The following is a 12963-nucleotide window of genomic DNA, read 5'->3' on the forward strand; positions in this document are numbered from 1 at the left end:
CCCCTGCACTTGGCAAGAAAGCCGCTAAAAATCATTGGTGCATGGGGGCCAATCGCTTAAAAAACCGTTAAAAGCGCGGTGACAATCGGGCCGCCGGCCAACACACAAAAGACGGCCGAGAGCGCAATGGCCGGCCCGAAGGGAATTTTCCTCTGCCGCGTCGCCGCCGCAAAAATAAGGCCGAAGCCACAGGCCAGCAGCAAAAAGAGGGACAATGCCCAAACGCCCACATAAAGTCCGGCCATCAAGCATAATTTAATATCGCCGTCCCCCAGCCCCCTGCGGCCGGTTCGGCGTTCAAAAAGCCACGCCACAAGCCAAAGAACCGCCGCGAGCACGAATGCGCCGCCGATATCGGCCAGCACGGTCTGCCATGCTGTCCCGAGGGTTAACGGCGCCATCGCGAGCCACCACACGATCCCCGCGGCGACCAGCCCATCGGCGATGGTGTAGGTTTTAATATCCACCAGGGCGACCGCCATCAGAATCCCGGCAAAGCCCAGCACCTTAAGCGTCGTCCAGCTCCAGCCGAAACGCTGCGCGATCACCGCGGCCGCCGCGCCGAAAGCGATTTCTGTGAAGGGCAATGCCGGCGGAATTTTGCTGCCGCAGTAACGGCATCGCCCCCCAAGCCGCAAATAGGCCAGCACCGGCACCAAATCCGCCGGCGACAACAGATGCCCGCAGGCCTCACAATGGCTTCGCCCACGCCATGGATTTTCTCCCCGAGCCAGTCGATCAGCCACACAGGCGATAAAACTCCCCAAGATGGCTCCTATCATAAAAATGACAAATCCCGTCACCGCATCAATCCGTTCCATCGCCCCATTTCCTTTCCGAATCTTTTCTGTATTTTATTCATTTTATCGAAATCGACTGCCGATTGCAATTTTGCACAACAAAAAAACAGACTTTCCAAAATTGCTTTTGAAAAGTCTGCAACCGCCTATTTTATTCGTAATAAATCTCGTCGATGGGTTTGCCCGCAGGCACCATCGGATAAACGCCTTCTTCGTTGTCAATTTGGCAGTGCACGAGCACCGGTTCGTCAAGATCCCTGATTTCGGCCAAAGTCTTGTCGAGTGACGCAAGATCCGTCACTTCGTAGCTGCGGATATTAAACGCTTCGGCCAGTTTCAGGTAATTCACCGCATGATCGTCAAGATCCGTCTGGGCGTAGCGGCGATCGTTGAAAAGCTTCTGCCACTGGCGCACCATGCCCAGGGTTTCGTTGTCGAACAGGAAAATCTTAATCGGCAGATTGTAGCGCCGCACCGTCGTCAGCTCGGTAAAATTCATCCGAAAAGAGCCGTCGCCGGCGACCAGTACGACGTCGTGACCCGGCTTGGCAAACTGGCAGCCAATGGCCGCACCGAGACCAAAGCCCATCGTGCCGAGCCCGCCGGAGGTGATGTACTGCCCCGGAAACTGGAACTGCCAGTATTGCCCAACCCACATCTGATGCTGGCCGACTTCGGTCACCACATAGGCATCTTTAAACGCGCGGTTGATGTGATGAATGACGGTTTTCGGGTAATAACTGTTCTCCGATTTTTCCGGCAGCGGCCATTCTGCGATCTGCGCGTACCATTCCGGATAGGTTTTTTCTTCCACCAATTCGTAAAGCTTGGGCAGCGCATCAGACACATCGGCGCAGATGTGCACATTGGCTTCGACATTCTTTTCGAATTCGGTCGGGTCGACATCGATCTGAATGATCTTTTTGTCCCGCATAAATTCGTTGATGTTGCCGGTGACGCGGTCGGAAAAACGCGCGCCCACCGCAATCAGCGTGTCGCAGTTGATGACGGCGAGATTGCATTCCTGAGAACCGTGCATCCCGACAAGCCCCAGCGACAGCGGATTGTCCCGCGGAATGCTGCCGAGCCCCATCAGCGAGTTGGCCACCGGAATGCCGGTCTTTTCGGCAAAAGCCACCAGCTCCCTGGTCGCACCGGATTTGAGCACGCCGCCTCCGGCATAGATAATCGGCCGCTCGGCGCGGTTGATGTATCTGGCCGCCCTATTTAACGCATCCCGCTGGGGTCTGGGCGACGCGCCGTCGAGAGAATAGGGTTCCTGCGGCGCGTATTCCACCTCCGCCATAAAGATATCCTTGGGCACGTCGATCACCACCGGGCCCGGCCGGCCGCTTTGCGCAATGCGAAACGCTTCGCGAATCGTCGGCGCCAGCATCGTGATGTCTTTAATGATAAAGTTATGCTTGGTGATGGGCATGGTGATGGAGGTCACGTCCACTTCCTGAAAGGAATCCTTCCCCAAAAGCTGCTGGGTCACTTGACCGGTGATCACCACCAGCGGCGTCGAGTCCAGATGTGCATTGGCAATGCCGGTAATGGCGTTGGTCGCCCCGGGACCGGAGGTCGTGATGCCGACCCCCACTTTGCCGGATGCCCGAGCGTAGCCCTCTGCCGCGTGGATGCCGTTTTGTTCGTGGCAAGGCTCCACCTGAAAGATATTGTGTTCGAGACGATAAAAAGCATCGAAAAGCGGAATGACCGAACCGCCGGGATACGAAAAGACAAAATCGACCTGCTGCTCTTCCAGACACTTGACGACGATCTCCGACCCTTTTAAAATTTGACTATTAATCATGGGATTCTCACATTTCTCGTTATTAGGCACAGGCGAAGCGCCAGCTGCATGGCAATGGCGCGCCCGTGCTTGTCAAGACAGACGGTGATTCGCATCCTTCCGCCTCGTCTTCGACTGCTGATGGCGTTTTCTATTTTAATACCGCGCCTTCGTTGGCCGACGATACCAGTTTGGCGTAGCGCGCCAGATAGCCGGTGGTGATGTCCGGCGTCTTGGGCGTCCAGCCCTCTTTGCGGGCCGCCATTTCTTCATCGGAAACCAGCAAATCGATCCTGCGATTCGGGATGTCGATGCGAATGCGGTCGCCGTTCTTCACAAAGGCGATGGGGCCGCCGGCGGCGGCTTCCGGCGAAACGTGGCCAATGCAGGCGCCGCGGGTCGCGCCGGAAAAGCGCCCGTCCGTGACGAGCGCGACAGAATCGCCGAGCCCCATGCCCATGATGGCCGAGGTCGGATTGAGCATTTCGCGCATGCCCGGGCCGCCCTTGGGTCCTTCATAGCGGATAACCACCACATCGCCGGCGACGATTTGGCCGCCGTCAATGGCTGCCTGGGCATCTTCTTCAGAGTCAAAAACTTTAGCCGGGCCTTCGTGCACGAGCATTTCCGGCAGCACGGCCGACTGCTTCACCACGCCGGTATCCGGCGCCAAGCTGCCCCCGAGCATGGTCAGGCCGCCGCGATCCATATAGGGACGATCAATGGGACGGATGACTTCCGGATTGAGATTAAACGCATGGGCGATGTTTTCCCCGACCGTTTTTCCCGTGATGGTCTTGCAGTCGAGGTTAAGCAAATCCTTTTTGGCAAGCTCCTTCATCACGGCATAAATGCCGCCGGCCGCGTTCAAATCTTCCATATGGTCGTCGCCGGCCGGTGCCAGATGACAGAGATTTGGCGTGCGGTCGGAAACGGCATTGACAATATCCGGGTTGATGACCACCCCGGCTTCATGGGCGATGGCCGGCAGATGCAGCATCGTATTGGTGCTGCAACCCAGCGCCATATCGACGGTCAGCGCATTATAAAATGCGGCCTCTGTCATGATGTCAGACGGACGGGTATCGCTTTCCACCATCTTCATCACCTGCATGCCGGCGTGCTTGGCCAGACGCAGCCGTTCGGAATAGACCGCCGGAATCGTACCGTTGCCCCGCAGGCCCATGCCCAGCGCTTCGGTCAGACAATTCATCGAATTCGCCGTGTACATCCCCGAGCAGGAGCCGCAGGTCTGGCAGGTGTGACCGACATAATCGTCAAATTGGTCGTCGTTGATTTTACCCGCGGCATAAGCGCCCTGAGCTTCGAACATCGCCGAAAGAGAAACCTTGCGGCCGCCGACATTACCGGCGAGCATCGGTCCGCCGGACACAAAGGTTGTCGGCAGATTGAGTCTGGCCGCCGCCATAAGCAGCCCCGGCACGTTCTTGTCGCAGTTCGGAATCATCACCATGCCGTCAAAGTGGTGGGCAATGGCCATAGCTTCGGTAGAATCGGCGATGAGTTCACGGGTGACCAGCGAATACTTCATGCCCTGATGCCCCATGGCGATCCCGTCGCACACGGCGATCGCCGGGATTTCCACCGGGGTGCCGCCGGCCATGCGCACGCCGGCCTTTACCGCCTCGGTGATTTTATCCAGATTCATATGCCCCGGAACAATTTCATTGAAAGAGTTGACCACGCCGATCAGCGGGCGTTCCATTTCTTCCCGGGTGTAGCCCAGCGCGTTAAACAGGGAATATGCCGCGGGCGTTCTTTTGATTTTTTCCATAATAATGCCTCTTCTTTCGCGCCGGATACGTTTTAGCGCGCTCAGTTTTTATTTAATCTTTAGAGATTTTCGATAATGTGCCGACCCATTTCCCGGCAGCCGATCACCTTTTCGCCGGCCGTGGCAATATCGCCGGTACGCCAGCCTTGCTGCAGCGTCTTCTCCACAGCGTCTTCAATGTTTTTTGCTTCTGCTTCAAGACCGAGGGTGTAGCGCAGCATCATCGCGACAGAAAGCACGGTCGCAATCGGATTGGCCTTGTCTTCGCCGGCAATATCCGGCGCCGAGCCGTGAATCGGTTCGTACATCCCGAAATTGTTTTCGCCCAGCGATGCCGACGGCAGCATGCCGATGGAGCCGGTGATGGTCGAAGATTCGTCGGAGAGAATATCGCCGAAAAGATTGCCCGTCAAAATGACGTCGAACTGCCGGGGATTGATCACCAGCTGCATGGCCGCGTTGTCGACATACAGATAATCGACTTCGACCTCGGGATAATCCTCGGCCACGCCCTGCACGATCTTGCGCCAGAGTCTCGAGGTTTCGAGGACATTGGCCTTATCGACACAGGTCAGCTTTTTGCCGCGCTTCATTGCGGAATCAAACCCGATTTTGGCAATGCGTTCCACCTCCGATCGAGAATAGTTCATCAAATCGGAGGCAAATTCATCCCCCTCGCGATGCTTTTCACCGAAATACACATCGCCGGTCAATTCCCGGACGACCAGCACGTCAAGCCCGTCGCCGATGATTTCCGGTTTGAGGGGCGACGCGTCCCGCAGTTCATCAAAGAGCATGGCCGGGCGCAGATTGGCATAAAGCCCCAGCGCCTTGCGAATGCCAAGCAGCCCGGTTTCCGGCCGTTTGTCCCCCGGCAGGTTGTCCCATTTCGGGCCGCCCATCGCGCCGAGCAGCACCGCGTCGGATGCCCGGCACACCTCCACCGTTTCCTGGGGCAGGGGCGATCCGGTTTTGTCGATGGCAATCCCGCCGGCGAGTACCTCGGCATAGTCGAACCGATGGCCGTACTTCCTGCCGATTTCATCCAGCACCTTCTGGCTCGCGCCGACAATCTCCGGGCCGATGCCGTCTCCCTTGATCACTGCGATTTTGTAATTCATGATGCTCTCCTTTAATCTTCTGTTTAAACCTTAAAGCATATTGGCGTTGACGTAGTTCACCAAACCCCCGGCCGCGATAAGTTCCTGCATAAACGGCGGGAAGGGCTGCCCCTGAAAGCTTTTTCCCTTGGTCACGTCGGTGATCTTCCCGGAATCGAAATCGACTTCGACGGTATCGCCGGCTTCGATCGCGGCGACCGCCTCCGGGCTTTCAAGGATCGGCAGACCGATATTGATCGCATTGCGGTAGAAAATGCGGGCAAAACTATTAGCAATCACACAGGAAACGCCCGATGCCTTGATGGCAATCGGCGCGTGTTCCCTGGAGGAGCCGCAGCCAAAGTTATCGTCGGCGACGATGATATCCCCCTTGTGAACGTTGTTCACAAAATCCTTATCGATATCTTCCATGCAGTGTTCGGCCAATTCCAGCGGGTCCGAGGTGTTTAAATAGCGCGCCGGGATGATGACATCCGTATCGACATTGTCGCCATAGCGAAAAACTTTTCCTTTTGCGTTCATCGTAATAAAATCCTTTCTTATAATTCATCCGGCGTGCCGATGCGGCCGAGGACTGCCGATGCGGCTGCCGTTTCCGGGCTGGCCAGATAAACTTCTGAATCGACGTGGCCCATCCGGCCGACGAAATTGCGGTTGGTGGTGGAAACGCAGCGTTCGCCCGCCGCAAGGATTCCCATGTGCCCGCCGAGACAGGGACCGCAGGTCGGTGTGCTGATGGCGCAGCCCGCCGCCACAAAGTCTTTGAAGAATCCGGCGTCCATGCATTGTTCCCAAATCTTCGGCGTGGCCGGAATGATGAGCACGCGCACCCCATCGGCCACTTTGCGGCCCTTTAAGATTTTGTCGGCCTTTTCGAAATCGGAGAAGCGGCCGTTGGTGCAGGAGCCGATCACGACCTGGTGGATGGTTAGCGGTTCTTCGATTTCGTCAACGGTCTTCGTGTTTTCCGGCAGATGCGGGAAGGCCACCGTCGGCTTGAGCTCCGACAAGTTGATGTCGAACACGGCGTCATATTCCGCGTCGGCATCCGCTTCGTAAACCGTGTAGGGTTTGGATGAATGTTCTTTAATATAGGCGACGGTCTGTTCGTCCACCGGGAAAATCCCGTTCTTGCCGCCGGCTTCAATGGCCATGTTGGCAATGGTGAAACGGTCGTCCATGGTCAGGCTGGCCACGCCGGGGCCGGCGAATTCCATCGATTGATAGAGGGCACCGTCGACGCCGATCATCCCGATGATGTGAAGGATCAGATCCTTTCCGGAGACATTGGGTTTAAAGCTTCCCGTCAGGTTAAACTTCAAAGCGCTCGGCACTTTAAACCAGGCCTTGCCGGTTGCCATGCCCACGGCCATGTCTGTAGAGCCGACCCCGGTGGAAAAGGCCCCCAGTGCCCCGTAGGTGCAGGTGTGCGAATCCGCACCGATCACCAGATCGCCGCCGACCACCAGACCTTTTTCCGGCAGCAGGGCATGCTCCACGCCCATTTCCCCCACTTCAAAATAGTTTGAGATCTTTTGCCCGCCGGCAAATTCCCGGACTTTCTTGCATTGTTCGGCCGCTTTGATATCTTTATTCGGCGCAAAATGGTCCGGCACCAGTGCAACCTTTTCCCTGTCGAATACTTGATCGGTATCGAGATTCTTAAATACGTTGATGGCCACCGGCGAGGTGATGTCGTTGCCCAGCACCATGTCTAAATTCGCCATGATCAAATCGCCCGCCTTCACGGAATCCGCACCGGCGTGTGCCGCCAGGATCTTCTGCGTCATTGTCATTCCCATGATTTTTCTCCTTCTCGTTGATACTAAAATATTAAAATGCTTTTTTGACGGCCTACAGCCTATCCTAAAAGCTTTCAAATGAGCTTAAAGGCACCGTTTACACCAGATGATATTCACGCACCCGACGCTCCATGTCCGAGAGCAGCTTGTATTCGACAGAGTCGATAAGTGCGATCAAACTGGCCTCGATCACGTCAGTCGAAACGCCAACATTGCTCCAAATATCCTGACCGTCGGTGCTTTCGATCAGCACGCGCACCTTAGAGGCCGTCGCCCCCTGGTCGATCACGCGCACCTTAAAATCCGTCAGGCGCAAATCGCGAATGCTGGGATAAAAGGTCTCGAGGGTTTTGCGCAGCGCTTTGTCCAGCGCGTTAACCGGGCCGTCGCCCTCCGCCGCATTGATGGCTTCCTCGCCGTCCACCGAAAGCTTAACGACCGCCGAAGCGGAGATCGCCCGGCCAGCCACCGGCTTTTCACCAATGGTCTTAAAATCTTCAATTTCGAAGAAGGGCTTGAACTTGCCGAGTTCCTTGCGAATCAAAAGCCGGATCGAACTTTCGGCGCCTTCAAATTGATAGCCTTCGTATTCGAGCGCCTTGATGCGGTCCATCACCCGGGTGGTGGCCTCCGAATGCTTGTCGATGGTCGGATCCACCTCGTTGATCAGCTGGATGATCGTTCCCCGGCCGGAGACCTCCGACATCAGAATGCGCCGGCTGTTGCCCACCGTTTCCGGCAGAATGTGCTCGAACGAACTCGGCGCTTTCATCACCGCGTCGATGTGCATGCCGCCTTTATGGGCGAAAGCGCTCTTGCCAATATAGGGCTCCTTGCCGCTGAGAGCAAAATTGGAAATTTCCGCAATTTTAATGGCCGCGCTCGTCAGATTCTGAATGCCGTCGGTTTCGATACAGTCATAGCCCATCTTCAGCTGCAAATTCGCAATGATGGTCGATAGGTTGGCGTTGCCGCAGCGCTCACCGTAGCCTAAAAACGTTCCCTGAACCTGGGTCGCGCCGGCTTCGACCGCCGCCATCGAGTTGGCCACGCCCACGCCGATATCATTGTGGGCGTGAATGGCGATCTCCGCCGCTATCGTCTTCTGCAGTTCACGGATGATCATCGCTATTTCCGTCGGCAGAGAACCGCCGTTGGTATCGCACAGCGCAAGCGATACCGCTCCGCCGCGTTCCGCGGCCTGAAGCACCGCCAGCGCATATTCGGCATTGAGTTTATAACCGTCGAAAAAATGTTCTGCGTCAAAGATAACCTTCACACCCCGATCGGTTAAAAAGCGGCAGCTGTCTTCCACCATCGCCAGATTCTCTTCGAGGGTCGTCCCGATGATTTCCTCCACATGGAAAGAGGACGCCTTTCCGAAAATCGCCGCATACGGAGTGCCCGCTTCAAGAATGGCCAGCAGATTGGTGTCGTCCTCCGGGGAAATTCCCGGCCGTCGGGTCGAACCGAAAGCACAAAGCACTGCGTGACGCAGCTCGACGCCCTTCAGTTCCTCAAAAAAGGCAATGTCCTTGGGATTGGATCCCGGATTGCCCGCTTCGATAATATCAATCCCCAGCTTGTCCAACGTTTTTAAAATATTCAGTTTGTCCTCAACGGAAAAGGAAATGCCCTCGGCCTGGGCCCCGTCCCGCAAGGTGGAATCAAAGGTTGTGATCTTTGTCATATCCCACTCCTTACAATAAAAAACGTCTCTTTATATCGTTTGATATAAAGAGACGGAGTAAACACATTTATTCCGCGGTACCACTCTTCTTGATATGAGCAACCACATATCCGCTTCAGGTCGGAGCTATGCTCTTAACCCTAATCCGTTAACGCCGGAATGGAAGTTTTCGGCCTCCCCTACTTTTGTTCCATTTGGGGTCGGCTGCTCACGAGTGATTATTGCGCATCCGCTTTTTATTGCCATCGCACCTACCGGCAACTCTCTTTAAAAAACTTGTGATGTTTTTCTCTCGTTCATCGCATTGTTATTTGATATTGGATACAGTATAGCACTTTCATGCATTTTGTCAACTGTTTTTTCAGTTGATTTGAAATAATTTCAAATTTATACATTTTTCAAAAAATTACAATCATTTTCTCTGATTGCGATTGTAAAAACATTGTTTCATCAATTCAATGCAATCATTTTCGCATATGCCGGCGTAAATTTCCATTGCGTTGGCAAGCATCGGATGCCTGCCCAAATCGGCCGTGGTCTCCACCGCGCCAAAACGTTTCTCCGCCGCGCCGTAAACCAGCTTGGCCAAGCGCGCCTGAATGACGGCCCCCATGCACATGGGGCATGGCTCCGCCGTCACATAAAGCGTGCAGTCGTCGAGGCGCCAGCGGCCCAGCCTCTGAGCCGCCGCGCGAATCACCAGCAGCTCTGCATGGGCCGTCGGATCCTGCAGTGTCTCCTTGCGATTGTGATCTGCCGCGACCACTTGACCGCCGCACACCACGACTGCTCCAACGGGAAACTCCCCCGCCGCCAAGGCTTGTCGCCCCTCATCCAGCGCGAGCCGCATCCAATCCTGCATCGTCAGCTGCCTGGCCTTTAAAAAAGTTTCTCTTTTAACATCCATTTAAGATCTCCGCAAAAAAACCGGCAAATCAAAAATATCCCGGCCTTTTTCTCTTCGCCGTGCAGCCAACTATAGAATCACGGATAGATCCGATTCTGCATCCTTCGCGCCGTTAAGCGCATGGTCAAAGCGAATCGCATAAGTCGGCAGCTCAATATCCAAAGCGATCTTCAGCACATCGTCAATGGTCTCGGCAAAATAAAACTGCAGCTGATCGGTCACTTCCTTGGGAACATCCTCGAGATCCTGCTCGTTTTCTTTCGGCAAAATGATGCGTTCGATGCCGCTGCGCTGCGCTGCCATCACCTTCTCCTTAATGCCGCCGACCGGCAGCACCTGGCCGGAGAGCGTGATTTCGCCGGTCATCGAGAGTTTGGCGTCCACCGATTTGCCGAGGATCAGCGATGCCAGTGCCGTCATCAGCGTCACGCCGGCGCTGGGCCCGTCCTTGGGCGTGGCGCCGGCCGGCACATGAATATGCGTATCGTATTTGTCAAATTCAAAATCGGAGCCTTCTTTCCCGATCCGCGAGCGCAGCAAGCTCATGGCGATGGTCGCGCTCTCCTTCATCACGTCGCCCAGCTGCCCGGTCATAATCAAGCGGCCGTTCCCCAGCATAAAGGTCGCCTCGGTAAAGAGGATCTCCCCGCCGACAGCCGTCCAGGCCATGCCGGTCACCACGCCGGGAGCGTTGTGCTCACTCGCTTTTTCGTGAAAGCGCTTTTTGTGCCCTAAATAAGTTTCCAGATTATCGACGCTCACGTGAACATTGTCGGCTTTGCGGGCAACGATTTGCGTCGCGGTTTTGCGCGCGATCTTATCCAGCTCTTTGGTAAGCCCGCGCACCCCGGCTTCCGCCGTATAATCCGCGATAATTCTGTCAATCGCCTCGCGGTCCACCTCGAGCTGTTCCGCCGTCAGGCCGTTTTCTTTCAGAATTTTGGGCAGCAAATGTTCTTCCGCGATATGACGCTTCTCGTTGTTGGTATAAGATGAAAGCTCGATCATCTCGGCGCGGTCCAAAAGCGCTCCGGGAATCCGGCCTGCGTCGTTGGCCGTCGCGATAAAGAACACGTTAGACAAGTCGTAGGGCACTTCCAGATAGTGATCCGAGAAGGTATTGTTCTGTTCCGGATCGAGCACTTCGAGCAATGCCGCCGATGGATCCCCTTGAATCGAGGCGCCCAGCTTGTCGATCTCATCCAGCACAAACACCGGATTCATCGTGCCCGCGTCGCGAATGCCCTTCACAATGCGCCCCGGCAGCGCGCCGATATAAGTTCGGCGATGGCCGCGGATCTCAGATTCGTCCCGCACGCCGCCCAAACTCGCGCGCACATATTGCCGGCCCAGGGCTTCGGCGATGGATTTTCCCAGGCTCGTCTTGCCGGTGCCTGGAGGGCCCACCAAAAGCAGGATGGTCCCCTGACGGTCCTGCTTCATTTCCATCACGGCCAGATGCTCGATGATGCGGTCTTTCACATCCTCAATCCCATAGTGGTTGGCGTCTAAAATTTTACGCGCTTCTTCGATATCGATATGGGTGGCTTCGCAGGTCCACGGCATCTCGAGCAGCAAGTCCAGATAATTCATGATGATCGCCACTTCGGAAGAGCCCTGAGGCGTGTTGTCTAACTTTTTCAGCTCCTTCAGCGCGACCTTGCGCACGGCCTCGGGCATATCGGAATCCTCGATGCGCCGGCGATAATCATCGCTGTCGTCAACGTCGTCTTCCCCCAATTCCGCCTCGATATTTTTGAGCTGCTCCCGCAGCATGGCTTCCCGATAATTTTTATCTTTTTCCCGGGCGTATTTCTTGCTGATCTCCAGTTTCAGGTGCACCGAATCTTTTTCTTTAATCAGAAAATCGATGAATTTCAATGCGCGCTTCTTCTGGGAATTGATTTCGAGCAGCGCCTGTTTTTCCACGATGGACAAATTCATCATCGGCACCACATAGCCCATCAGCTGCTCCACGGAGGTCAGTGTCATCATCACCTTCAGAAAATAGTCGGCACCTTTAAAGTTCGCCGCCAGCTGCTCCACCAGCGACTTAATATAGGCCGTCATTTCCGCATTATCCGCTTCGCTCAGGTCTTCCCAGTCGGGATGCTCGGCGTATTCTGCCGTCAGCTGCTCATCGGTGTTGTCGATATGAATGATGTCCACCCGCCGCAGGGTAAACACGTCGATCACAAAGCCGTTGCTGGCTTCTTCGATGCGGTCAAAGCGCAGCAAAACGCCGATGCGGTAAAAGGAGGCGTCGTTCATATCGTCCAGCGCCACATCTTCTTTTGTGGAAACGCCCACCGCCAGGGAGTTGGCTTCGCCGATATATTTTTGAATATTTCTGCCGACGGTTTCCGTCACGTAAATGCGATTTTTGATGCCCGGAAAGATCACCGTCTCCGTGATGGGGATCACCGGTGCGATCAGCGGAAGTTGATTGTCTAATGCCATTATTGCCTCCTGTCGTCGCTGACAATTTTGTGAATCAATGTAATCAGCGTTTCAATTTCTATTTCGTTTAATTGCGATTCAATCTGCTCGACGAGCTGCATCTGTGCCCGCAACTTCATCCGAGCAATCGTTTTGCCTTTGTCTGTGAGCCGGATATAATAAACGCGGCGATCTTCGCGGGATTTTTCTTTTACCACACAGCCACTGTCCATCAGCTTGCCGATGAGCTCCGTGACGGTCGGTTTGGACAACCCAAAGCGCACGGCCAAATCACTGAAGGTGACGTTTTTATTTGTGTCCAGCACCCGCAGGCAGGCCATCTGCCGCGCCGTCAACGCATCTTCACAGCAGCGTGCCTTGACATGCTCGCTGCAGGCGTCACCGAGTTCGGCAATCTGCACCGTCGCTTCAATTAGCCTCTGTCTGTTGCAGGTCATAAAGCACTCCATTAATTAGTTTGGTTTTACCTAATTTTTTAAAAGTATACCCTCTCTCCCCAAGGATGTCAAGCAAGGACGGGTGTTTTTTACTGACCCTCGTGTTCTTTCGACAACACATTTCTCAAAATAAAGCTTTCTTTTTGCAAGTCAAAA

Annotated in this window: 10 protein-coding genes and 1 other annotated feature; all 10 genes read right to left on the bottom strand. The window is 55.0% G+C overall.

Features of this window, described 5'->3' with window-relative positions; translation table 11 throughout:
- Positions 1–56: 56 nt before the first annotated feature.
- On the bottom strand, positions 57–821 hold the full coding sequence (locus tag HMPREF0721_RS04715; protein ID WP_006598451.1) for a prepilin peptidase: 765 nt from the start codon (positions 819–821) through the stop codon (positions 57–59).
- 130 nt (positions 822–951) lie between these two features.
- On the bottom strand, positions 952–2616 hold the full coding sequence (gene ilvB / locus HMPREF0721_RS04720; protein WP_006598453.1) for a biosynthetic-type acetolactate synthase large subunit: 1665 nt from the start codon (positions 2614–2616) through the stop codon (positions 952–954).
- A gap of 130 nt (positions 2617–2746) precedes the next feature.
- Positions 2747–4390 (bottom strand): dihydroxy-acid dehydratase, encoded by a 1644-nt coding sequence (gene ilvD / locus HMPREF0721_RS04725; protein ID WP_006598454.1) that lies wholly within the window; start codon positions 4388–4390, stop codon positions 2747–2749.
- A 59-nt stretch (positions 4391–4449) separates the two neighbouring features.
- On the bottom strand, positions 4450–5514 hold the full coding sequence (leuB, locus tag HMPREF0721_RS04730; RefSeq protein ID WP_462687201.1) for a 3-isopropylmalate dehydrogenase: 1065 nt from the start codon (positions 5512–5514) through the stop codon (positions 4450–4452).
- A gap of 27 nt (positions 5515–5541) precedes the next feature.
- Positions 5542–6033, bottom strand: coding sequence for a 3-isopropylmalate dehydratase small subunit (leuD, locus tag HMPREF0721_RS04735; RefSeq protein ID WP_006598456.1), 492 nt, complete (start codon positions 6031–6033; stop codon positions 5542–5544).
- A gap of 17 nt (positions 6034–6050) precedes the next feature.
- Positions 6051–7313 (bottom strand): 3-isopropylmalate dehydratase large subunit, encoded by a 1263-nt coding sequence (gene leuC / locus HMPREF0721_RS04740; protein WP_006598457.1) that lies wholly within the window; start codon positions 7311–7313, stop codon positions 6051–6053.
- 97 nt (positions 7314–7410) lie between these two features.
- Positions 7411–9003: a citramalate synthase gene (gene cimA, locus HMPREF0721_RS04745; protein ID WP_006598458.1), complete on the bottom strand. Its 1593-nt coding sequence runs from the start codon at positions 9001–9003 to the stop codon at positions 7411–7413.
- A 45-nt stretch (positions 9004–9048) separates the two neighbouring features.
- Positions 9049–9312: a binding site (T-box leader), on the bottom strand.
- Between the two features lie 103 nt (positions 9313–9415).
- Complete coding sequence (locus HMPREF0721_RS04750) at positions 9416–9910, bottom strand: nucleoside deaminase (RefSeq protein ID WP_006598459.1); 495 nt, start codon at positions 9908–9910, stop codon at positions 9416–9418.
- Positions 9911–9979: 69 nt separating this feature from the next.
- Positions 9980–12370, bottom strand: coding sequence for an endopeptidase La (lon, locus tag HMPREF0721_RS04755; RefSeq protein WP_006598460.1), 2391 nt, complete (start codon positions 12368–12370; stop codon positions 9980–9982).
- Positions 12370–12807 carry a MarR family winged helix-turn-helix transcriptional regulator gene (locus tag HMPREF0721_RS04760; protein ID WP_040639918.1) on the bottom strand — a complete coding sequence of 146 codons (438 nt, stop codon included), beginning with the start codon at positions 12805–12807 and terminating at the stop codon, positions 12370–12372. Before HMPREF0721_RS04760 ends, lon begins: the two co-directional genes overlap by 1 nt.
- Positions 12808–12963 lie beyond the last annotated feature (156 nt).

The sequence above is a fragment of the Pseudoramibacter alactolyticus ATCC 23263 genome, assembly GCF_000185505.1.
Taxonomy (GTDB): domain Bacteria; phylum Bacillota; class Clostridia; order Eubacteriales; family Eubacteriaceae; genus Pseudoramibacter; species Pseudoramibacter alactolyticus.